The organism is Aquirufa antheringensis (assembly GCF_023921165.1).
GTDB classification, from domain to species: domain Bacteria; phylum Bacteroidota; class Bacteroidia; order Cytophagales; family Spirosomataceae; genus Aquirufa; species Aquirufa antheringensis.
On the sequence record NZ_CP049835.1, the window covers coordinates 2412853 to 2437479 of the forward strand.

The 24627-nt window shown below is 40.1% G+C and carries 19 protein-coding genes; 5 read left to right on the forward strand and 14 right to left on the reverse strand.

What is annotated here, in order from left to right; genetic code table 11:
* From G9X63_RS10910 to G9X63_RS10955, 10 genes are all read right to left on the reverse strand, one after another.
* Entirely contained in the window at window positions 1-546 is a 546-nt protein-coding gene (locus G9X63_RS10910; RefSeq protein ID WP_130896804.1) for a DUF4199 domain-containing protein, read from the reverse strand.
* 1 nt (window position 547) lies between these two features.
* Window positions 548-1069 carry a hypothetical protein gene (locus tag G9X63_RS10915; RefSeq protein WP_252623038.1) on the reverse strand — a complete coding sequence of 174 codons (522 nt, stop codon included), beginning with the start codon at window positions 1067-1069 and terminating at the stop codon, window positions 548-550.
* A complete protein-coding gene (locus G9X63_RS10920) occupies window positions 1059-2351 on the reverse strand; it encodes a dihydroorotase (protein ID WP_252623041.1) in 1293 nt (430 codons plus the stop codon). Before G9X63_RS10920 ends, G9X63_RS10915 begins: the two co-directional genes overlap by 11 nt.
* A 45-nt stretch (window positions 2352-2396) precedes the next feature.
* Window positions 2397-2777, reverse strand: coding sequence for a glycine cleavage system protein GcvH (gcvH, locus tag G9X63_RS10925; protein WP_130896807.1), 381 nt, complete (start codon window positions 2775-2777; stop codon window positions 2397-2399).
* A 60-nt stretch (window positions 2778-2837) separates the two neighbouring features.
* Complete coding sequence (gene sov / locus G9X63_RS10930) at window positions 2838-9875, reverse strand: T9SS outer membrane translocon Sov/SprA (protein WP_252623043.1); 7038 nt, start codon at window positions 9873-9875, stop codon at window positions 2838-2840.
* A gap of 60 nt (window positions 9876-9935) precedes the next feature.
* Window positions 9936-10523 carry a Holliday junction branch migration protein RuvA gene (gene ruvA / locus G9X63_RS10935; protein ID WP_130896809.1) on the reverse strand — a complete coding sequence of 196 codons (588 nt, stop codon included), beginning with the start codon at window positions 10521-10523 and terminating at the stop codon, window positions 9936-9938.
* A gap of 2 nt (window positions 10524-10525) precedes the next feature.
* Window positions 10526-11827 (reverse strand): lytic transglycosylase domain-containing protein, encoded by a 1302-nt coding sequence (locus G9X63_RS10940; protein ID WP_252623045.1) that lies wholly within the window; start codon window positions 11825-11827, stop codon window positions 10526-10528.
* Window positions 11814-13229: an Asp-tRNA(Asn)/Glu-tRNA(Gln) amidotransferase subunit GatA gene (gene gatA, locus G9X63_RS10945; RefSeq protein WP_252623048.1), complete on the reverse strand. Its 1416-nt coding sequence runs from the start codon at window positions 13227-13229 to the stop codon at window positions 11814-11816. The genes G9X63_RS10940 and gatA overlap by 14 nt, the downstream gene beginning before the upstream one ends.
* A 77-nt stretch (window positions 13230-13306) precedes the next feature.
* Window positions 13307-13510 carry a Sec-independent protein translocase subunit TatA/TatB gene (locus tag G9X63_RS10950; protein ID WP_130896812.1) on the reverse strand — a complete coding sequence of 68 codons (204 nt, stop codon included), beginning with the start codon at window positions 13508-13510 and terminating at the stop codon, window positions 13307-13309.
* 61 nt (window positions 13511-13571) lie between these two features.
* A complete protein-coding gene (locus G9X63_RS10955) occupies window positions 13572-13991 on the reverse strand; it encodes a YkvA family protein (RefSeq protein WP_130923249.1) in 420 nt (139 codons plus the stop codon).
* Between the two features lie 97 nt (window positions 13992-14088).
* On the opposite strand from G9X63_RS10955, the gene mdh reads away from it, so the two are divergent.
* Window positions 14089-15024 carry a malate dehydrogenase gene (gene mdh, locus G9X63_RS10960; protein ID WP_252623050.1) on the forward strand — a complete coding sequence of 312 codons (936 nt, stop codon included), beginning with the start codon at window positions 14089-14091 and terminating at the stop codon, window positions 15022-15024.
* Between the two features lie 143 nt (window positions 15025-15167).
* Here the strand turns inward: mdh and G9X63_RS10965 are convergent, their stop codons facing one another.
* The gene (locus tag G9X63_RS10965; RefSeq protein ID WP_130923247.1) at window positions 15168-16403 is read right to left on the reverse strand and encodes an ABC transporter permease; all 1236 of its coding nucleotides are present in this window, start codon (window positions 16401-16403) and stop codon (window positions 15168-15170) included.
* 137 nt (window positions 16404-16540) lie between these two features.
* Between G9X63_RS10965 and G9X63_RS10970 the strand changes: the two genes are divergently transcribed.
* Both G9X63_RS10970 and G9X63_RS10975 read left to right on the forward strand, forming a co-directional pair.
* Complete coding sequence (locus tag G9X63_RS10970; RefSeq protein ID WP_252623052.1) at window positions 16541-19486, forward strand: FAD-binding and (Fe-S)-binding domain-containing protein; 2946 nt, start codon at window positions 16541-16543, stop codon at window positions 19484-19486.
* Between the two features lie 7 nt (window positions 19487-19493).
* A complete protein-coding gene (locus tag G9X63_RS10975; protein ID WP_130923245.1) occupies window positions 19494-19790 on the forward strand; it encodes a DUF4286 family protein in 297 nt (98 codons plus the stop codon).
* A gap of 135 nt (window positions 19791-19925) precedes the next feature.
* Here G9X63_RS10975 and G9X63_RS10980 read toward each other — a convergent pair whose 3' ends face one another.
* On the reverse strand, window positions 19926-20615 hold the full coding sequence (locus tag G9X63_RS10980) for a uracil-DNA glycosylase (RefSeq protein WP_252623054.1): 690 nt from the start codon (window positions 20613-20615) through the stop codon (window positions 19926-19928).
* Window positions 20616-20631: 16 nt separating this feature from the next.
* Between G9X63_RS10980 and apaG the strand changes: the two genes are divergently transcribed.
* Both apaG and G9X63_RS10990 read left to right on the forward strand, forming a co-directional pair.
* Window positions 20632-21018, forward strand: coding sequence for a Co2+/Mg2+ efflux protein ApaG (gene apaG, locus G9X63_RS10985; RefSeq protein WP_130896819.1), 387 nt, complete (start codon window positions 20632-20634; stop codon window positions 21016-21018).
* The gene (locus tag G9X63_RS10990) at window positions 21018-21389 is read left to right on the forward strand and encodes a hypothetical protein (RefSeq protein WP_252623056.1); all 372 of its coding nucleotides are present in this window, start codon (window positions 21018-21020) and stop codon (window positions 21387-21389) included. Before apaG ends, G9X63_RS10990 begins: the two co-directional genes overlap by 1 nt.
* Before the next feature lie 30 nt (window positions 21390-21419).
* On the opposite strand, the gene G9X63_RS10995 is transcribed toward G9X63_RS10990, so the two are convergent.
* Together G9X63_RS10995 and G9X63_RS11000 are read right to left on the reverse strand one after the other, a co-directional pair.
* Complete coding sequence (locus G9X63_RS10995; RefSeq protein WP_130896821.1) at window positions 21420-23243, reverse strand: DEAD/DEAH box helicase; 1824 nt, start codon at window positions 23241-23243, stop codon at window positions 21420-21422.
* Window positions 23244-23395: 152 nt separating this feature from the next.
* Window positions 23396-24613 (reverse strand): hypothetical protein, encoded by a 1218-nt coding sequence (locus tag G9X63_RS11000; RefSeq protein ID WP_130923240.1) that lies wholly within the window; start codon window positions 24611-24613, stop codon window positions 23396-23398.
* Window positions 24614-24627 lie beyond the last annotated feature (14 nt).

Below are 24627 nucleotides of genomic sequence, written 5' to 3' on the forward strand. Positions count from 1 at the left end.
TTATTCAAAAACAGGTTTTTCGCGTTTCACGACAGCTGAAACAATCAAACCTAATAAGAAATTGAAAATTACGCTCATTATAACCACGATCACAAACTGCATTCCTGGGTTCATAAACATAGCTGTCATCTCCTCTGCACTTTGAATCTGACTTGCACTCATTCCCTGATCTTCCATTCGCTCTCTGGCGATATCCATTTGGCGTTGAATAACCGTATTATCAATAAACTGAATGTAAATGTAATTAAATCCGCCGGCTACTAATCCACTGATGGCACCTAATAAAGTCGCTAATCCAAGACCTTTACCATAACTTATAAAACCAGCATTCTGCTCTCTATATTCCCGTAAACATAAATACAATACGGTAACTGAAAGAACTAGGGACCATACTCCAGAAATCCAACCCATGGACTCTTGAAACTGCTCAGCCCAACCCATGACATTAGCGAGTGTAGAAAAAAGAAAACTTAGTAGTCCATTTATAAAGCCATATTTTAAGGCTATAATCGAAGATGAGGCCGTTGACTCAGACGTATTTTCCATGTTATTTTTTGTAATAAAGTGAAATTAATAAATTGGGTAAGAAACCTAGCGCAATCTTTTGGGCAAAATCATCTTTTGCAATGCTATACGCATCAATCGATTTAACTCCCGCGTGTAACCTATTGTAATACTCTCCACCTTCTTGAGTGACGATTACCTCTTTGAAAGAATTCAATTCTAACAAACTTTGTTGAATGTAGGCATCCAGCATCTGTATACCTGTAGGAGATTGAAAAAAGTAATACAAAAAGAAGGCAGTGAATAAAGCAGTAATGACAATTAAAATATATTGCAGCGTAAAATATACTAAAAAATGCTTCTTTTCTCCTCCGTTACGCCTCGGAAAACGAGTCACATACCACCATTGAAAAAACAATAGAAATACATAGGTGGGCGCTTTTTTCCCTCCAATAGGAATAATTCCCAATTGCTGAAAAATGAAGCCATAGACAATTAATAAAAGAACAAAAAGTCCTGCTAGTAGTAAAAAACGACCTATTTCTGCAAACCAATTATTGACCATATGAATAAGTTAATCCGTTAAATACTCCTACCATTTTATGTTCCATGGTATGCCCAATAAAAATTGAATTTTTAGATTTAGAAACGATGTCAGCGCTACAATAGGTATGGCTATTCGTTTCAAGTAGCATTCCTTTTAGTACCTCGCCTTCTTTCAATACTGGAAGTTGAATACCCAAGAATGCTGCTCCTGCATGAGATAAGTGCGTATCTATAGCAGTCAATCCCTGTTTCTTAGCTTCCGATATAAAGGCTAAAGCCACTGTTTCTAATCCAATAGTACCAAAAGCCGCTTGATCAAATTCTAACTCTTTATATTCCACCTCCACCGGATGGTGATCTGAAACTACAGCCATAATCGTTCCGTCTTTTAAACCTTGCCATAAGGCTAAACGATCCGCCTCTGTCCTAAGGGGTGGATTTACCTTCTTCAACGTATCAAAATCAGATACCGCGTCTTCTGTGAAAATCAGCGAATAGATGGCTACATCAGCTGTCACAGGTAATCCTGCCTTCTGGGCCTCGCTAATCAATCTAACCGACTCTGCTGTAGAAATACAAGAAAAATGTAAGGAAAAATTCGGATGAGCTAATCCAAAAGAATGCTCCATTACGTAGGCCAATAAATCCAGATCGCGTTTCACATGCATCGTCTCAGCGAGCACAGGAATCCCCTTCAAACCTAACAAAGTACTTTGAAGTCCTTCGTGGATTTGGCCAAATAAAGACAAACCTTTTACATCAGGACGGGATATTACTCTTGCTGCAAGTGGCTGTAAGTATTGTAAACACTTCAGCATCAAATCTGTATCCTGCAATGATCCAGCGCCATGGCTAAACCAATGGGCTCCAGACTGGTGCAAATCCATCAAATCACTAAAATTCTCCGCCTTATTCCCTAAGGTAAGCGGTGCTGACGGATAAGCTAATACACCCGAACCCGCTAATTTCCCAGCGATGAATTGAATCGCCTCTGGTTGCTGAGGAACCGGATCTCCCGTAGGTAACAATAAAAAATCAAGGACGCCACCTTTCCAGGCAGCAGCCTGTAAACTTGTCCAATCCTCTTTATGTTCCCCCCCTGGTAAGGTATTGTGCACACGAAGATCAACAACAGAGGGAAACCATTGTAGTGCTGAACCAGCAATAACTTGATCAGCCTCTGCTTCTATCGAAGGGGCAATTTCATGCCATCGACCATCTACAGCGAGTAAATCTACTTTCTTGCCGTAAAAGGAAGAACGGCTATCTTGAATTAAAATCTGTTTGAATAAGATCCGCATTTGTTTTTGGCTTATAAAAAAACCCTGATTAACAGGGTTTTAAAATCAATGTCCGATAAAGGATTTGTATGTTTCTACATCCATCAATTGGGATAAATCACCAGCGTCAGCCGCTTTGATTTTTACGACCCAACCATCACCATAAGGATCAGAGTTAATTAATTCAGGACTGTTATTTAAGGCTGTGTTGAATTCTACAATTTCTCCAGCCACTGGTAAGAACAAATCTGAAACCGTCTTAACTGCTTCTACTGTTCCAAAAACACCATCTTTTGAAATCGTTTGACCTACGGTCTCTACTTCTACGAAAACGATATCTCCTAACTCACTTTGAGCGAAGTCTGTGATACCTACGACAGCTACATCGCCATCTACCTTAATCCACTCGTGTTCTTGAGTATATTTTAATTCGCTTGGAAAATTCATATGATTATTATTTGCTTACAAAGGTCACTAAAATCTCGATTTTTTGCAAACGATTTTAGATTATTCACTTAAACTATAGCGTATTTGAAAACCTCCTGCCACAGTAGACCGATAGAAGGAATTAGAAACCAATGGGTTATTCATCATCTTGTCGAAATAAGCCGTTACAGTTAACTTATTATTCACATTATAACTCAGTTGAGGGCGGAATTGAAAATTCACAAAACCTTGTGTAACGATTGTCTCCGCATCTAATTTACGTTGTAAAGTACGCGTATCTCTAATCGTTAAATTCATATTAAAACGTAAGTCATTAGGCAAGCGAACGGACCGTCCATTGACTTTGAACGGAATCAATAAATTGGATTTAGTAAAGCCCACTGCAACCGTAAAATCCTTGTTAGCTAATTCAGCTATTTGGGAGTTTGCTAAATTTAAACCTACGTTCCGATCTTGGTTATACTCTAGGCGCAACGAGATTTTACTCTTCGTCACGGCATTCACCCCAATCAAGGGAGAAAAACGTTCCACAAATGAAATCGTACTCATCACGTAAACCGGAATCAAGGTATTGGTTACCGGATCAAATCGAGACGAAAGTGGGTACAAAAGACTATTCAATGTTAAATTCATATAATCCGTCGCAAATTGTCCATACTCTAAAGATGACACAAAGTTCCCTACATTATAGGTACTTGAATACATATGGGAAATCGTAAACGAAGCAAACTTGTTCTTAATACCAGGTAATAAATTCAAACCATTATAATCCACTTTCCAGTTAGGTAAAGGGATATCATAAAAAGGGGAATACTTAACCGTATTAGCGGAAACACCAGAATAAGCCGCAAAGAAGGCAGGAATCAATACATCTTGAGAATTCTGATTGTAGGTACCTATCTCGGTTGATTTAGTGCGATTAAGACGCGACAACAAGATAGAACGATTTGACCTAAACTCTTCGAAAACCGTTTCAGGATTTGAGAAAGCAGTCATAAAGGACAAGAATGACATCGAATAATTTCCAGAACGAATTGGACTTTGCGACTTAAAAGGCCCGTTAGAAACCTCAGGACGGAAAAATTCTTGGTAATTATCTCCTTTGTTATAATTTCCATCCACCTGAATACGTAAATCTTTTGTCGGTTCTAATTGAGTGGAGTAGGTTAATTTTTGCGTCCGGAGTTGAGTGAACGGAGTGTTTTGAACGGCACTTCTCGTTAACCAACCATTTTGCGCTGCCTTAAATCGAATTCCATCATCCTGTCCCCCTGCTATAAAATCAAAACCAGGAGCCTGATTAAGCGCATTCATACCTAATATACCTGGATTGGGCATAAAACCAGGAAGCGTCGTAGACTCATTTATCGCATAATTAACTTGTATACCACGAAGCGTTAATAATAACCGTGTAATCGATTTAAGGGCCCCTTTAGCCGGAATGACTATATCCTCCTCATCACCTGGATTGCGCGCAATATTTTTCCCAAAAGAGCGCGGACTATTTGCCCAACGTAAAGCCTTTACCCGATTATAAAGAGCCACAAAGTCAATTTTTCCATTAATAGCCTGCTCTCTATTATTCTTAATAATATTGCCAAATGGTAAGCCCAAAGAATCCCTGATATCAAACGAATTTGCGTAATAGTTATACCCAATTCGATGCGTGTAATCTGCGTTCATCCAATCGGTTAAGACCGATTTCTGTAGAGGCAATCGCCAAACCATACCGGCTTGTTGATCAAAGCTTTTGGCCCTACCTAAAGCCCGCAAACTAATCATCACCGAATCTCGTTTTTCCTGCGTATCTAAATCACCAATTGGCTCATCAATAATCGAATTCACCTGCGCAGTATAATTCAGCACCACACTCTTTGTTAAATTCCAATTCAGCGCATATTGACGATTAAAAAACCAATACTTCTCAAATTGAGGGGCCACACCTAACGTCGTAAATTCTGCATTCCGCATTTGGGTCTTAATGAAACTGCGATCCATATCTAATCGAACCATCAATGAAGAAGGAACCAGATTTAAATTGAAATCTTTGATTAAATCAAAATTGGCTTTCTTGAAAGGTTCTAAGAAACGAGATGAACTTGTATAGGCATAAAGAACACTTCCTTTGTGACTTAGTTGATTATATTCCGCTATTAATGGGCTTGTTCGGACCATCTCTGAGTACGCATAACTAAAAGTAAAATTAGAGAAATCCCAAGGATTACTAAATTTAGATTGAGGATTTCTATTCTTCTTCACGTTTGAAAAGTTGAATCCTTTTCGTTCCGTATTATCCTCAACTAAAGTTAAATAAGACCGTTTTTTTGTTTCAGAATTAAATTTCTGTATCGAGTTTCGCAAGAAGATATCTGGGTCAAAAGGATCAAATTCAGGTGAAATAGTACGGCGGTCGTACGTGATAAAGAATGGTATTTTGAAGCCCCACTTTCTAGGTAAGAGTTTGTCTAAATTCAAATTTGCTGTAATACCATATTCTAGATTATTCTCGCGACTGCGTTCCGATATTTTGGTCTGAACACCACCGAAGCCATAATTCTTGAAACTACCATTCATTTGGATTGTACCCAAATCGGCTAACTTGATTCCCAATTTACCAATAGCAGCTTCACCTGAAGTCTGGTCAAATCCAGACGCTCGCAATTCATTTACCCAAATACAGAATGATTTATTCGTATTACTCGTGTTTCGCACACCAATCATCGTCACCATCGTAGCACTCTGATCAGGGCGTCCCATCACCGTAATTTTATAGGTCTTTCCGGTAGAACTCGTAATGACCATTGTAAAACGCTCATTGAGACTTTTACCTTGCTTATCCCGCTCCGTCTTCACTTGCTTCACTAAATCAAACTTGATGTCGAACTCATTCTCCATCGGCCAAATTTCCGTATCTAAACTTTGCCCCTTCTGCGTCTGAGTCAGACCCGTATTCTCAATTTCATAATAATTATCCGTCAAATCAGTCCCTATTCGTAAGAAAGCGCTCACCTGTCCACTAATCGCATCTGGGCTCTGCATCGATACAAACATCTTCAAGCGTTTGTAGTTGATGAAATCAAATAAGGTATTTTTAAATACGGCTCTTGCGTCATTAGGCCTCAAATTATCGACACATAAACTCATCGATTGCTCGTTCAGACGCGCATTGTTAATCGTCGTAATATCCTGATCTCGTACAAATCCTGGTGGAACCACATAAGGTATAGCGCTCTCCCCTTTATTAGCAGGACCATTCTCTTCTATATTCACACTTGAAACACGAAATTTAGCATCGTATGGTTCCGGCAAATCCTGACCACTTCGTTTATCTAAATCCCCCACAAACTTGCGGTAACTATAGCCAGAAAGCTGTAATTGGGCAAAGCGCAACACGACAGGCTCCTGGAATTCTTTCAAAACCATCCGCATAAAACGAATCGATTTAAACGAGTTAATCTCCCCAGCCGGTGTTTTATAATTCCGTTTATCCTTAATCGGTATTCGGAAGAGGTACCAATTCACACCACCTTCTGTGATTTTGTCCACGACAAATCCGCTACCAATTTGTAAACTACTAGGCTTCAAATCCACCTCATACTCGAAATAAGCCTCATTTTCATTGACCGTATTGTCATTATTCAAATCCTCTCGGTCCGGAAGCATGCTATTGGCCTCGGTGAAATTCGTATTGGATGGATTAGCCGTCGTTGGGCTATTATTTTCCATCCCTAAGTAATTTTTGTACCGCTGAATCAACGATTCCGTACCATTGAATTTTTGATTCAAGTAATAATCGAAATCATCTGCGGCTGGGTCATTTTGGATTTTGGCCAAAGCCAAGACATCCGTCACTCTCCCCTTAACTTGATCCAGATACGCTTTAAAATGTGTTGTCTCCGTTACAGCGGTTGCATCATCAGACGTATTAGGCAAACCATCTAAACCAATATCTTGCTTTTCTCTTCCTGCAGAATTATCAAATGCATTTATCACAAACTGACGAGACGGTGCTAATCCCCAATCGGTCGTCTCCACATTCTTTCCAGTACCGTTCGTAATTTTATCCCCAGCTGGTATACCATTCTCAAAATTGGAATATCCATCAGGAATAAAATCCTCTGACACATCCCCTAAGTGGAAAACTAATTTACCTCCCGTCTCATTGTTTTTATTAAATACTCCATCTCGAACTTTCCCAGACTCACCTCCTATAAATGGATCCATTAGCCAAAACTCAATTTGCTCCACATTCGCATTATCAAAGTCGGTATCTGAACTAATTGCGCGCGTAATCGCTCCAAAATTAGAGGCAGGTGTTGGCAGTAAACCATTCGAAGTTAAGTTTGGATTAAAATTATACAAACCGCGCTCTGAAGGGAAATAAGCGACATCTAAAACTCCTATGGGTAAATTGGTAATGTTGTTTGCGAAATCTTTATTCGGAAATAGCCCTTTAGGTGTTACAACCCGCTCATAGGCATAAGCATTCACTTTCAAAGGATCTAAGCCGGGTACATCCAAGGCGAAGCCTCCCTGTCCATAAATACTCGCATCTACTGTATAGGCAGCAATTTTAGCCCGATTGAAACCGGCAGCTAATTTATTTCCTGTTAACACATAGGACTTAGGGGTTGCCGCAGACTTCCACAGGTTTGCCTGAGAACTTAAATTGTAAATAACCCGAGCAGCTTCGAAGTCGTCAATAAAGGCATTCCCTTGCACACGATCATTCACATTCGGAATGAGCTTCGCAAACTCTCCTTGGAAATCAATCACCGAAGTTTCTTTCGTAGAAATCAAAGGTAGCTTGTCTAAGAAACGCGTAATACCTTGTGAATTCTGAAGTATGGTAGCATCGAAGCCTAACAACGTATTGTTCACCGGTTCATTCCCCATGGCGACACGACGGAAAAAAGCGGGCGGACTTTCGGACATATTTTGGATAGTAGCCCCTAAATGGACATTCTTACCCAAATTATAATCCAATCGGGTACCTAAAAGTGTCCGAATTTGATTCGAAAAAAGATCAGGCTTCTCATAACACACTTTAATCTCCCTACCAGAAGAAAATACCCCTTCATTAATTATTTTAACGCGCCCTGATTGCGGCTCTACAAGGTAATCCGTTCCTGCGGCAAGGGATTGTCCACCCGCCGTAACGGTCACAGACTTAGCTTCCACCCCAAAAGGCAAAGCAATATCACCCCCAGCACCAGATTGAAAGGTTCCTTTAATGAAAAACTTATTCTTCGTGGATATTTGCGCTGCATCTGTCTGCGTTCCAGTGTATAACTTATCGTATACGTATTTATCCACTAAATTGGATTCTGCGGAGGTAAACTTCGCACGTAAATTAACCCCAAAAGGTTCCAGAACAGGGAAAATAATCTTACCGGCTTTAGAGTCCACTGTAATATCCTCGATATAATCAAAATTACCATCTGGCTGAGGATCGCCTGCAAAATTCAATTTATCTAGGCCTAAAACCTTAACGAGTGGAATATCTTTAAAATTTGTTCCCTCAATTAGGTTACTATTATCGATCCCCGTCGCATCATCCTTGTACACAATGCGTAGTTGAAAATTCTGCTTTGTGAGGGCTGATGTATTCAAAGAATAGATATTCTTCATCATCAAGTCCCACATTGGGTGCGGTTTACCGGTACTATTCGAATTCAAATTATTACGTATCGTGCTAGATTTCAGCATTTTAAGAATCAAAACCTCATCATCTTGACGTGCCTGGTAATCCTCCGTTAACTCCCCTACCTTGTATTTACGTCCATTTAAAGTGTATTCGTAAGAAACAGCTAAGACCTCATCGTTACGTAAAGGAGCTACCAAGGAGATGTAACCCAGTTGTGGATTGAACTTAAATTCGCGATCTGTTAAACGTTTTGCACCTTTCAGCACATCAAAATCAGTTCCCCGCTTTAGATTATAGGTAGTCTCTAATTGCTCGGTTGCCTCATTTGATTTCCGTAGATTAGGATCTGCCAAAAGCTTCGCATACATCCCATTCGCCTTATTATCCACTGGACTTGTGGGATTGATCGGCTGGAATACCGGATTTGTGTTATTGTATGGACTTGCTTCACCTAGATCAAATAGCGAAACTAAATTACGGAGCGTTTCCGTACTCTGTGTTCGATTCGTGACATATACTTCTACCCTCGTCACTGTAATTCCGCTCGAAATTACGGGTAGGTTTTTCAAGGCCCTTTCGTAATTGTTTCGAAAATAAGAAGACAAGAAAAAATGTCTATTCTCATCGTATTGATCCACACGGACCTCAAAATTCTTTCCTTGAGAACCTCCTTTTAAAGTGATACAATCCTGTTTTGAGCGTTGCTGAGCAGCCACCACGGTCATATCTAAAGCCCCAAAACGCAATAAGGTTTTCACCCCAAACAAATTCTGAATGCCCGGAATTAATTGTGAATTCAAAGTCCAGGAAGTGTTTCCTACTTCGATATTTTGGAGAATATCCTCCTCCTGCGTCTTCCAATTTAACTTTAATTGATTCTGAAAATTAAAACTCGCCTTCGTGTCAAAGTTGACATTCAAGTTTAACTTATCGCCTATTTTTCCCTGAAAATTAATCTGGGCTTGTTCGTTAAAATAGAGATTACCCACATAACGCAATTGAACCGGAATTGCTGGATTATCTACAAATTGACCCATATACCCTACATCCAGCAAAAGAGAACCATTCGGCTTAAACGATACCTCAGTTCCACCAAAAATTCGATCAATAGCAGGCGGCAATTCAATTTTAGGGAAAAGTCCCCGGGATTTCAGATTACTCGAACCATCTAAACTTTTAGAGTAGGATCTCCAAAAACTCCGATTGACCTCTTGATTTTGAATTTGATTAAACGTCTTGAAATCGCTGATTTGCGTAGTACCCGTCGCATCCTTTTGAATGACTAATTTAGGATCAGACTCAAATGTGTAGGATGAATTAGGCTTTTTAGAATAGATGGAGAAAGGAGACTTCCCTGAGCTTTTAATCGGTTTCTTTAACGTTAAACGGGGTTTCTTACCCGATTTAGCCAGCGAATCGATTTGGGCAAAATTCGAAAAAGACAAAACCATTCCAAGCCCAAGAAAAAGGGGCAACCAATAGGAATATCTATGTTTTTCGAACGAATACACTTATCGCAAGGCTAATTTGATTAAATTCTCAACGCTTGCATCTGGATTTGATTTCAAGATACTATCCAAACTCTTCTCAGCGGCAGTCCGAGGAATACCTAAGGTAACCAAGGCCGCTAAGGCCTCTTGCTTATGACCAAAATTCGCATCATGAGAAGCCATTCCTGCTTCCACAAATAAGGTATCTTTTTTACATTTATCTTTTAATTCCAAAATCACTCGCTGAGCAGATTTAGAACCAATTCCTTTAATCGATTGAATTAAGGCAATATTTTCATTCATAATAGCCGAACGAATTTCATTGGAAGAGAATGACGATAACATCACCAAAGCCGTACTTAACCCAATTCCCGAAACCGAAATTAAATCCAAAAACAAGAGCTTTTCATCCATAGAATGAAAACCTACCAAGGTATGCGAGTCTTCCTTCACCTGTAAGTGCGTATAAAGCTTACATGACTCTTCCCCATCTGCTAAAGCCGCATAAGTCTGCAAGGAGATTTTAACCTCATAGCCTACCCCATTCACATCAATAATTACGTGTGCACGATCTTTGTGTGCTAATTTACCTTTTAAATAAGCTATCATAATTACCTGCGTTTACGGCGTTTTTTAGATGTAGTCTTTTTCTTTTTACGAGAAGTATATTTGCGCTTCTTGAACGTTTTTTGCTTGCTCCACTTCGTAGAGGCTTTGGCTAATTTAAAATAGACTAGTGTTTGTCCTTTCTGCAATTTAGTCCCTCTGATACGATTCACCCGTTTTAATTCGGACACACTCACCCCTAATTTGCGAGCTACACGAGATAAGGTCTCCCCTCTTTTTACACGGTACGTATGACGCTGGGCAACCGGCATAGGTTCTTCTCGCTCACTCGTATCAATCTCGGCTGAATCAGGCGCTTTTAAATCCACCCGCGCAGAATCCAAAATACGCGTTCTATTCTGTTCAAAGTACGCAAAACGACTCTTGGGAATGTGAACTTTAACTTTACTCGAATTCTTAGGCAAAAAATGCGCTATAATATGCGGATTTAATTGCTTGAGCGTATCTAAAGAAAACCCTGTTAACTGAGTCAGGGTGTTTAAATTCAAATAACCACTCACTAAAATACTATCCTTCGGAATATCAATTACCCAGTTTTCTGGTTGAATGGAATGATCCCAATGGTAATTCATCATATAGGTCATCGCAATAAATTGAGGAACATAAGCCCGAGTTTGAGCGGGTAAACAAGCATAAATGCCCCAAAAATCATTCGACCCACCGCAACGACGCATGGCTCTTTTCACATTAGATGGACCCGTATTATAGGCTGCAAGCGCTAAATGCCAATCCCCAAAAGTCTTATGCAGTCGTTTCAAATACTGACAAGCGGCCTCCGTTGCTCTTTCCGCATCGAATCGCTCATCGATGTATTGATCCACTCGCATGCCAAAATCACCTCGTGCCGTGTAAGGCATAAATTGCCAAAGTCCTCCGGCTCCTTTATTTGAAATCGCTTTATTCTCTAAACCAGATTCAATTAAAGACAAGTATTTTAATTCATCCGGCAAACCATATTTCTGTAAGTACTTCTCATACAATGGGAAGTAAATATCCTTGCGCTCTAACATCCGTTGCGTGAAACTCGCCTTCCTAAACGCAAAAATCTCTACAAACTGATGCGTAAGGATATTATAATGCAGCGGAATCTGATTCTCTAACTTTTTCAAGCGATCTTGAATCAAACCTGGGTCGATACTAAAGGCAGGAGGTCCACCTTGCTCAACTTTGGCTAAAGAATCGATCTGCTTTAAATCATAGGCAGGTTGATAGGACCCCGTGACTTGACCAAAGCTTAGAACGGAAGTGAATAAACAGGAAAGAAATACAAATTTATTCCACATCATGGCTTAATATTTCACCTAACTCTAACATTTTAGCCTCTTGGAAAGGACTTGTCATTAATTGGAAGCCCATCGGTAAGCCAGCAGAATCTGTTCCCATCGGAATGGACAGTCCCGGAATACCTGCCACATTGGCCTGTACTGTAAATAAATCACCTAAATACATCTGAATAGGATCAAGTGTTTTTTCTCCTAGTCGGTAAGCCGTAGAGGAAGTTGTAGGAGAGATGATAAAATCGTATTCCGCTAAAATGGCAAGGGTCCTGTCTTGAATTAAACGACGTACTTTTTGGGCTTTAGTATAATAAGCATCATAATAATCTGCGCTTAAAACGAAAGTGCCAAGCATAATACGACGTTGCACTTCCGCTCCAAAACCCTCTTGACGCGTTCGCTTGTATAACTGCATCAAATCCAACGGATTAGATGTTCTATGTCCAAACTTCACCCCATCAAATCGAGATAAATTCGAACTCGATTCAGCCGTCGTCAACACATAATACGTGGGCAATAACTGATCGATATATGAAAAATCTACCCCTTCAACTACATATCCTAACTTTTTTAACTTATCCACTTGTAGGACAAATGCCTCTTTAATTTCCGGCTGAAGACTGGGATGCTCTACCACTTCTTTGATATAAGCGATACGTTTATTGTCAGACTTAGCAGCAGGAATGGTAGAACTTAAGGTACTATCTTGACCATCCTGTCCCTTAATCGTATCTAAAACCAATCGCGCATCTGAAACATAGTTTGCAATAGGCCCAATCGTGTCAAATGAAGAGGCATAAGCGATTAAACCCCAGCGAGAAACTAAACCATAGGTAGGTTTCAAGCCTATTACGCCACAAAAAGCTGCCGGCATTCGAATCGATCCACCAGTATCCGTTCCTAAAGAAACTTGACACATACCTGCCTGAACAGCTACTGCAGAGCCGCCAGAACTACCACCTGCAACGTGTGCTTGATTAACGAAATTTACTACAGGACCAAAAGCTGAATTTTCATTCGTACTTCCCATCCCAAACTCATCGCAATTTTGGCGTCCAATGATAATCGCATCTTCGTCGATCAATCGCTGAACAGCCGTTGCGGAAAAAGTGGATTTAAAAGAATCCAAAATCTTACTACCTGCGTAGGAATGATGCCCTTCGTAACAAAGTAAGTCTTTAATACCCACCACTAATCCGGCTAATTTGCCGGCGGTTCCAGCTTTTATTTTAGCATCAATTAGCGCAGCTTTTTCAATTGCTTCCTCTTCATATACCTCCAAAAAAGCATTTAAAGCCTTGTTGTGCGTATGAATTTGATTTAAATGACCTGCGACGATAGAAGAAACAGAAAGCTCACCCGCTAACAATTTCTCCCTAATTTTCGCATAGGGTTGATTGGAATTACTCATTAAAAAAGGGAATCTATAGAAACACAAAAGCATAGTTGAATTTCTTCAACTATGCAGATAGTAAGTACTGGAGAGACTTATTCTTTCGTATCGTCTAACTCTTTATTGATCTGATCTTTTACATCATTTTTCGCATTTTGAAACTCGCGAATACCTTTTCCAAGGCCTTTCATTAATTCTGGAAGTTTTTTTCCACCAAAAAACAATAAAATCAATAAACCAATCAATAGCATTTCGCCACCGCCTAGGCTATTTAAAAATAATAATATGCTTGCAGTCATCATATCTAGTTTTGTCTAAATTTTCGTAAATATATTTAAAAAAGGTTAATTATTCGTGTATTTAAAGATGTTTTTCAAACGCATCCAGCTCCTCTTTAATCGCTTTTCCTACCCAAACGACAATCGCTAAATCATCTGCAAATCCGACTAACGGAAGGAAGTCTGGAATAACATCAATAGGCATCACAAAGTAAAGCAAAGCAGCCGTGATTTTAACTAACGTCATTGCAGGCAACTTAGTATAAGAACCTTGCACGTAGGCCTTCATTAATTCACTAAATAAAATGATATAGCGATTTAACAATTTAACAACAGTCAAATTACTGCTAGCTGCCGTTTCTTGTACCTTTTTTAATGCGCCCTTCAATAAAGTCAGTAAACCCATTTTATTTTGAGAAAAAAGGAGCTCACTCTTTTCCATTGCTTCCTTAAAAAAACGGGAGTCCACAATGCGCTTTACCCAAGTCCCTGATTGTGACATAATAATTTCGATTAATGCTTAAATATAATGAAATCATTTAAGGATTTGTCGTATTTTTGTATCGTTTTTTGAATCATTCTTACCAAAAATTATAACAATGAAAATCACAGTAGTAGGAGCAGGTGCTGTAGGAGCAACTTGTGCTGACAACATTGCCAGAAAAGAATTGGCAGATGAATTAGTTTTATTAGATATCAAAGAAGGTATCGCAGAAGGTAAAACATTAGATATGTATCAAACAGCTAGCTTGTTAGGTTTTGATACATCGTTAATCGGTTCTACTAACGATTACACAAAGACAGCTAATTCCGATGTTGTAGTGATTACATCTGGTCTTCCACGTAAACCAGGTATGACTCGTGAAGAGTTAATCGGAGTTAACGCTGGTATCGTTAAAAGTGTCGTTGAAAACATCTTAAAATATTCGAAAAACCCAATTATCGTGATCATCTCTAACCCGATGGATACGATGACCTATTTAGCTAAATCTGTAGCTGGATTAGATAAGCACCGCATCATCGGTATGGGTGGTACCTTAGACTCAGCTCGTTTCAAATGCTATTTAGCAAAAGCAATGGATGTATCAATCAACGATATCTCTGGTACAGTTATCGGTGGTCACGGAGATACAACGATGATTCCATTAAAGCGTTTAGCAACTTATAACGGTGTTCCAGTTTCTCAATTCTTAGATGACACGACTTTAGATAAAGTAGTGGCTGATACGATGGTAGGTGGAGCTACATTAACAGGCTTATTAGGAACTTCTGCTTGGTATGCACCAGGTGCTGCTGGAGCTGCTTTAGTTGAAGCAATCGTTCGTGATGAGAAGAAAATCATGGCATGTTGCGTATCTCTTGATGGAGAATATGGCCAAAAAGATATCTGCTTAGGCGTTCCTGTCGTTTTAGGCAAGAATGGTTGGGAGAAAATCGTAGACTACAAATTAACAGAAGACGAGCAAGCTGCTTTCAATAAATCAGCTGATGCCGTTCGCAATATGAACTCGGTATTAGATACCTTGTCTCTGTAATTACTCAATACTAAAAAAGCCTCTCCTATTTGTTTAGGGGAGGCTTTTTTTGTGGGAGACAGTAAGCAGTGGACAGTAGTCAGTGGTCAGTAACCAGTAGTCAGTAACCAGTGGTCAGTAATCAGTGGTCAGTAGTCCGTAATCTATTTCGATCGAATTGCAATTACTGGATCCATCTTAGCAGCTACCCAAGCCGGGATAATTCCCGATAGAATTCCGATAAAGCTAGAGATAAATAATCCTGTCACTATATTCTTCATGGATAGTACCAGTGGCAAAGCATCTTGCGGAATCAAGGTGAGTAAGACGACTAGACCTATTCCGACTAATCCTCCAATCAAACTCAAGAACACAGCCTCAAAAAGAAATTGGAAAAGTATGAAATAATTTTTCGCGCCCAGCGATTTTTGAATACCTATAATATTGGTGCGTTCTTTTACAGAAACGAACATAATATTGGCAATACCAAAACCACCTACAAGTAAGGAGAATCCAGCAATTAACGCACCTGCGACATTTAAAGCCGCGAAGATTCCATCAAAGAATTGATTCAAACCGTCTAGTCGATTCACGGCAAAATTGCTCTCTTGTTTAGGCTTAATTGATCGCAAAGAACGCATTAACCCAGTAACCTCCCCTTCTAAATTTTCCTGACCTAAATCGTCATCCATCGCCTTAATCGCGATGTCAGGTGCAGGTTTATCTTTCTGAAAAACAGCAGAAAAAGTAGAATAAGGAATAAATACTTTTTCATCAGGCGTTCCACCAAAACTCAACAAATCAGTCCCTTTCTTTTCAATAATTCCAATGATTTGAAATTTAATTCCATTTAGCTTGATTTGATCTCCTACCGTAGCTTGCAAGTTTTCTGAAACTTTAGCCCCAATAATCACCACATTCAATGCATTCTCTGACTCAATAGGTAAAAAATAACGACCATATTGTACGGGCACACTCGTTATTTGATTGTAATCATAACTCGCCCCCGTCATATTCACATCCATACTTGAGCTACCTCGAGTAGCAGATGCCGAACGTCCGTTATCAATGATCGCGATGGCTTTAGCTGACTTCAAATTATCTTTCAGAAATTGAAACTCGGTGTATTTCATCTCTGGGCGATTCAAATATTTCCACCAAGGATAGTTATTCTGCATTATCCATGGCCATTTACCCACGTACAAAACGCCAGAACCTGCAAAGGAATCAATTTCAGACCTTATATTCTTATTGAGGGAATCCACCGCAGTAAAAACCGCTACAATGGCAAAAATTCCAACGCTTACACCTAACAGCGAAAGAGTTGTTCTTAAAATATTGGATCTCAAAGCCTGGTAGGCAAAGATCAAACTTTCGTAAACTTGGATTAAAAACTTCATAGAGTGTTGCTAGAATTCAAATTTAGAAAATTAATCACTAGAAATACGCTTCCTTTTTATGAACAGAGCGTATAAACTTTGAATGGCAATATGAAGGTAAGATTGGATTTTGTAATTTCACTTTTCCTTTTGGAATTATGAGCTGGAGCAATTACGAAGTACGTTTGTTGAAAGACCATTTTGAGGGTCAATTGTTTTTTGACGAGAGCCAAACCTCGCAAATAGCCAAACGTATCTATGCGACTGATGCCTCCGTTTACCAAGTAAAACCAGCGGCAGTGGCCATTCCATCCACTGTTAAAGACATCAAACGCCTGATTCAATTTGCTAGTCAAGCCAAGACCGGCTTAATACCGAGAGGTGCTGGGACTTCATTAGCAGGCCAGGTGGTAGGTGAAGGTATCGTAATGGAAATCTCTTCTGCTTTAGGTAAAGTCATATCACTAAACCGAAAAGAGAAAACGGTTTGGATAGAACCGGGAATAGTCAGAGATGATTTAAACAAACATTTGGCGACAGCTGATTTGTTTTTTGGTCCAGAAACATCGACAGCAAATCGCGCGCTCCTAGGTGGGATGCTCGGAAATAATAGTTGCGGATTGCATAGTATTGTTTGGGGGTCAGTACGTGATCATATTTTGGAAACACGTGCCTTTTTATCCGATGGTACAGAAATTCACACGCATCCCTTAACAAGAGAGGAATTCTACCACAAGACTACCCTACAAAATTTAGAAGGCAAGATTTATCGCGAGATTCATCGGATGCTTAATAACCCGGAGATTCAAACGTTAATTCAAGAGAAGTTTCCCAAAAAGTCCATCAAACGTAGAAATACGGGCTATGCTTTAGATGCCTTATTGGAAATGCAGCCTTTTAATCCGGATGGTGAACCATTCAATCTCTCCAAATTAATGGCGGGATCAGAGGGGACATTGGCGGTTGTTCACGCAATGAAATTGAATTTATTGGATCTTCCTGAACCAGAAGTGGCGCTTGTTTGTATTCATTGCCAAAGCTTGCAAGAATCTCTGCAAGTCAATATTGAGGCCCTAAAGCATCCGATACTTGCCTCAGAATTAGTGGATGATTACATCCTTTCGTTTACGGAAGGTCATCCGAATTTCGAAAAAGACCGCGATTTTATGGAAGGAAATCCTGCCGCCATTTTGATGGTGGAATTCCGTTCAACAGATCGAGCTACCTTAGAAGATCAGGTTTCAGCGTTCATTAAGCAATTGAAGTCGCAAAATTTAGGTTATGCTTATCCCACTTTATTTGGTCAGGAGATTGCCAAAGGTTGGGACATCCGAAAAGCTGGCCTAGGATTAATCCGAAATCTTGAGGGAGATACACAACCCGTTAATCTAATTGAAGACTGCGCAGTTGATCCATTGGATTTACCTGCTTATGTAGCAGAAATACAAGCATTACTCTCGAAGTACGATACGAATGCGGCCTATTATGCGCACGCAGGAGCAGGAGAATTGCATATTGAGCCCTTTATCAACTTAAAGAGTCCAGAAGGTGTCGCCATTTTCCGAAATTTATTAACAGAAACGGTTGAAATACTGAAGAAATACAACGGGTCTTTGAGCGGAGAACACGGGGATGGTCGTTTGCGCGGCGAATTCATTCCCGCCTTAATGGGCAAAGAAGTATATAGTCTTTTCAAAGAGATCAAGCATGTATTTGATCCTCAAAATATCTTCAATCCAGGTAAAATAACGGCTAGTCCTCCTATGGATACCGCCTTCCGTTTTACGGATAAAAAAGCAGCTGAACCGACTTATTTCTTTGATTATGGAGTTTGGAAAAACCCCTTAGGTCTCGCTGAAAAATGCTCTGGTTCTGGAGATTGCAAGAAAACAGCCTTAAGTGGCGGCACGATGTGCCCTAGTTATATGGCCAGTTTGCAAGAAAAAGATTCCACCCGGGCAAGGGCGAATATGCTCAGACAATTATTGAGTTCACCTAAGGAGGAAACATTTAGCAACCCGGCTTTGCACGAGATTTTGGACTTATGTTTATCTTGTAAAGGCTGCCAGACCGAATGCCCTTCCGGCGTCGACATGGGGAAATTGAAGGCTGAGACCTTGCAACAATCGTATTTGAAAAATGGAGTGCCCTTACGCACGAAATTAATCGGACACTTCCCTACCCTGCAACGCTATGCTAGTTATGTAGCTCCCTTATATAATTTTATGGTTGAATTCCCATTGACGTCTAGCTTAGTAAAACTAGCGATGGGATTCTCCATCGAACGAAGTCTACCAACGGTACAATTTACCAGCTTGGAAAAATGGTTTGAGCGTTATGCTCAGAAAAACCCACAAGATGCCTATGAAAATGGATTTGTCTACCTATTAGCAGATGAATTCACTAATCACAATGAGGTTCCTTTAGGTCAAAAGACCGTTAAATTATTAAATCAATTAGGTTACGGGGTTCAAATTCCGAAAGGAATTGTCACCGGTAGAAGTTTTATTTCCAAAGGAATGTTAATTGAGGCCAAAGCGCTTGCTAATTCAAATGTGGATCAATTAGGTAGTCTAATTTCCTACGAACATCCTCTTTTAGGTATTGAACCAAGTGCCATATTAACATTTAGAGACGAAATTCCTTCTCTAGTGGATGCTGAAAAACGCGAACAAGCGGAACAATTAAAACCGAATTGTTTGTTACTTGATGAATTCATTGCACGCGAATTTAAGGCAGGAAAAATAACTTCTGATTCCTTCCACGGGAAACAGCAAAAAATCCTCCTACACGGCCATTGCCACCAAAAATCAATAGCCGGATTGACATCTACCCGAATCGCATTAACCATTCCATCTCAATACGAAGTAGAATTACTACCGACGGGATGCTGCGGAATGGCAGGATCTTTTGGCTATGAGAAAAAACACTATAAAATTTCTCAACAAATCGCGAATCTGGTTTTATTTCCGCGTCTCTTAAATAAACCCATCAAAAGTATTATTGCTAGCAACGGAACTTCTTGTAGACACCAAATCAAAGATGGTATCGAACAAACTGGACTCCACACGGCAGAAATCCTGTATAACGCCCTAAAAGACTAACGCAATCATGATTCAATACAACATCTCACTTTTCATCGAGCCTAGCATCACAGAAACGGCATTAAGAGCCTTAAAGACGATAATCATGCCAGAAATCGAGAAGCAAGCCTTCATCGATCAAATTCATTTATTTGAAATCAGTTCACATCAAGAGCCTGATTCAAACGGTTACTCCTTGCAATGCTGGTTACCCGAATTCGAAGAAGGACACAAGGAATTCATCGAAGGAGTCGTCTCAGGATTTTTCCAAAAAGAATTCGCGAATCAGTATGTGTACTTTCCGAGTCAACTGAAGAGAGTGTAAACAGTAGCCAGTGGACAGTGGACAGTAGTCATCGCTTCGCGATTTAGTCGTCTGCGGCTTAGTTAAATAAATATTTCCTAAACTCATCGCCGAAGGCGATTCCAACTTTGTGCTTTTTGCTTTGTTCTTTGAGCTTTATAAAGCCCAATCAATCACCTCTTGGCCACTCCCCACCAGGTACTCATTAATCTTCGAAAAAGGCTTCGTCTTAAAAAATCCACCTCGATTAGCCGATAAAGGCGATGGATGAGCCGCTTGAATGATGAAGTGGCGCTGTGGATCAATGTATTTGCCTAGTTTTTGGGCGTATGCACCCCATAAAACAAAAACAACGTTTTCTTTCTCTTCATTTAAAATCTGGATGACTTGTTGAGTGAATTCCTCCCAGCCTCGTTTAGCGTGTGAATTAGGTTCTCCAGAACGAACCGTTAAAACCGCATTCAGTAGTAAAACACCTTGATCCGCCCAGCTTCTCAAATCCCCGTCATTTCGAATGATTCTCAAATCATCGTAAAGTTCTTTGTAGATATTACGAAGCGAAGGTGGCAAAGGAAAAGTAGGAGGAACAGAAAAGGATAAACCTTGCGCTTGACCTGCACCATGGTAAGGATCTTGACCAATAATAACGACTTTGGTTTGCTCAAAACTACAGCGTTGAAAAGCTGCCAAAATTTGATCTATAGGAGGAAATACATTGTAAGAATTCACATCCTTGTCTAAAAATAAAGCTAAGTCTCGAAAATAAGCCTCAGACATGGTGGAATTCAACACCATTTTCCAATCATTATTCAAAGTTTCGGCTAATTTTACACCTACATTATTCATTATTCTAATTCAAAGGATGACAGAAGCATATTCAAACGGATTCTTAATTACGGTAGATACGACACATCTACCTGAATTTGAACTTAATCCGCCCTACAAGCATTTTTTCTCCTACCAAATTACAATCAAAAATTTAAGTAATCAACCAGGACAATTGGTGAGTCGATTTTGGGAAATTATAGATGGCGTTGGTTCTAAAGAAACGGTGAATGGATTAGGCGTCGTAGGGCAACAACCCGTTATAGAATCGGGCAATTCATTTACTTATACCTCTGGTTGCCCATTAGTTTCCTCTATTGGTAAGATGAGTGGTCATTATGTATTCCTGAATTTAGAGGATCAGTCTACTTTTAAAGTGGAAATACCCGCGTTTGAGCTCATCCCAGCCTACCATTTGAATTAATGAATCGGCTACAATTCTATTTTAAGGCGCAAACGGCACACGGATTACATTCACCATCGATCTATTCTCTGTATTGTGAAGTGCTAAATCCCTATTTGAAAGGGCAATTAAGCTATTCTCAATTAAAAGAAGCCTTGGCAAATCGTTATTCGGATTGTACGATTATGGAGATTCAATCCTATAAAGATATTGCCAAAATTCCTCAAAATACCATCCTTCTATTTGAGAAACCGCACAGCCAAGAGAAAATTTGGAATGAAATACACTCACATGAAGGGGTGATTCAGACTGTTGATCTATTTGAGCTAGGGCTCTTATTCTTGAAACCCATTTGTCCTAAACAACATTTTTATTTACGCAAAATGGACTAAAAAAAGGGGCTCAATTTGAGCCCCTTTTGATTATTTGTCTGCTTTCGCTATATCGACGTTCACTCGCTTACCCTTGATTTGGGCGCCGCTCATCTTGTCTAATACGACATTCGCATATTCTTTCGGTACATCCACAAACGTGTGTTTGTTCTCGATTTGAATTTGACCTAATACGTTTCCTGGAATACCCGATTCTCCGGCAAAAGCTCCCACGATATTCGATGGAGAGATTTTTTCGTTAAATCCAATGTTCACCACTAGACGTACCATATTCTCATCTGATTTGTAAGGCTTACCATCGCGATCTACACGAGGGCCACGAGGTGCTGAGTTACGATCACCGCCTCTTTCGAAACGACCACCGCGGTCTCCACCACGATCTCCACCTCTTTCGAAACGGCCAGCACCGCGACGATCACCGCCACGATCTCCACCGCCCCAACGATCACCGCCACCGCCTCTTTCGAAACGACCGCCGCCACCGCCGCGTTCATCACGACCATATTTACGTGAGCTACGTTCCATATCGCCCTCGAGATTTTCATCACCGAATTCGTTCTTCACGACACCCATGTTCATCTTCACTAACGCAGCCACTACTTGCTCCACAGTGAAACCAGCATGTTGGAAATTAGGTAATGCGTCATCGAATAACTCTAAACCGCCTTCAGCGATCGTAGCACCTACCCGATCAATAAACATACCCTTTTTCACACCTACTACGTCAGAGAAAGTAGGAATCACTCCTTTATCAATCTTTACTTTCGTATAATTCATGATATCACGCAAACGATTGCGCTCAGCTCCTACGACTAACGTAAATGCCTTACCAGACTTACCGGCACGACCGGTACGACCGATACGGTGTACATAATATTCTTCATCTAATGGAATATCGTAATTGATTACGGCATCCACATTATCTACGTCCAAACCACGTGCCGCCACATCCGTCGCCACTAAGAAACTCACATTTCCTCCACGGAAACGATTCATTACTTGGGTACGTTGTGATTGACGTAAGTCACCATGAAGACCTTCAGCCGCGTATCCACGCAACATCAATTCTTCCACTACTTCGTCCACACGTTTCTTTTGATTACAGAAAATCAAGACTAATTTCAACGAATAGAAGTCGATCAAACGAGTCGTCACTTCCATCTTAGCACGTCCTTTCACATCGTAGTATAATTGCTCGATGTTCACGTTCGTGATTTCGTTCTTCACTACCTTCACTAACTTAGGGTTAGTTAAATAACGGTTTGTCAAGGCCATAATCGGCTTAGACATAGTCGCTGAGAACAAGACTGTTTGACGCTCATTGGGAATTTCTTCCAAAATACTTTCGATATCCTCACGGAAACCCATATCTAACATCTCATCCGCCTCATCTAAAACGATCATCGATGTTTGATTTAATTTCAACGCACGACGCTCGATTAAGTCGATAACACGACCTGGTGTTCCCACCACGATGTTAGCCCCTGCTTTCAAGGACTTAATTTGACGATCGATGGAATCTCCACCATATACCGTCGTCACCCAAACACCCTTGGTAAACTTAGACAACTTCTTCATTTCCTCAGAAACTTGAACCGCTAATTCACGCGTAGGACATAAGATGATTGCTTGAACATACTTCTCAAAAGGAACAATATGTTCAATCATCGGAATACCGAACGCGGCTGTTTTACCAGTACCTGTCTGCGCTTGACCGATGACATCACGACCTTCCATAACGAAAGGAATTGCTTCTGATTGGATGGGAGAAGCAAACTCAAAGCCCATTTCTTTTACTGCTTCTTGGATTCCTTCCGACAATGGAAGCGAATCGAAGCGAATTTTTTCACTCATTTGATATATTTAATTACGATGCCCGAACACATCCGTAATTTAACTCCTGCCGATAGCCTTTGAATAAAGGAAAAAAGAGAGTTCCTGCGGATGTATTTAATAAACAAAGTACAAAAATACTGTTTAATAAATTAGCATCCAATAAAATTGTACTATTTTAATGAAGAACGCTTCTTAAAGCTGAAAATGATTTGATTATTCGAGGAATTAGGCAAAGTAGCGACTGTAATTCGCTTCTGATTTAGCCCCTCACCTACTAAGCGATTCTTTACCACATAAGCGTGTTCTTTGGCTACAATCGCCCCCTTTTCAGAAGCTACTTGTACCTGGACGTCCACCTCTTTAAATTTATTCATACCAGAGGCAATTTGTTTAAACAAATAGGTTGTTGGAGAAGATAACAGCTCTGTCTTGTCACTAAAATCAAGCTCTGTACAGGTTAATTCCAAAGGAGAAACCACTGTAGAATCAGTCACATAGGCATGAAACGCAACCACCAGAGATTCTTTAGGCACCTGAAAAGGTTTTCCTTCTGGCCAAGTTAATGTAACCAGAGAATCAGTAGTAACCTTCGCAGAATCTACTACCGCCTTCGTTAGACTATCATTTAGTTTGTTCAGGCTATCTATTGGAATAATTTGATCTGCATCCTCCTTTTCAACCACCTCAGTTGTCCCTCCGCTTCTGAAGGCAAAAAACAATCCGATAGCTAGTAACACGATTCCAGCTATCACAGCGGCAATCAATTTGTAATTACGGGCAGGGCGATCATCAGCTGCAACAAACGGCTCATCAAATACAAATGAATCCCCTTTTAACACGTCATTTAAAACTAAGATGTCGACTAGTGCCACTTGAATTTTAGCGGGCGTTAAGGCATAGAAATCAGAGGTATATGGCTGATAAAACTCACCAAAAGATTTGTAATCACGCAATGCATCATAATCAAACTCCTTCAACCGGTAACCGTATAAAGCATAACTTAAGGTTAAACCTTTGATGATTGTCGAACTTTTGGCCCCTAATTGACCTCCTAATAAAGTAGCAATCGCACTTTTCTTATCCGGCAACAAAACCCCCATCATTCCTTCTCCAAAGCGATACAATGCTTCATAATCCGGCATCCCCTTCCCTGAACTTAATAACTTAGCCACTTCTTCTTGAGGAGCCGATTTCGCTAACATAAAATTATAGAGCGCATTGAAGCGAATCCGATTTCGGAATAACTTTAATACACTCCCTAAAACAACCGCTTCGAAGGCAGGAATCAATTCTAGCACCTTTTCCTGCTTCTCTGTACAAAGATCTGCAAGACGCTTTGCAAAAAATGCTTTTTCTTCGGGTGTGATTAATGTAAAAACCTGGCTCATATGGATTATTTCTA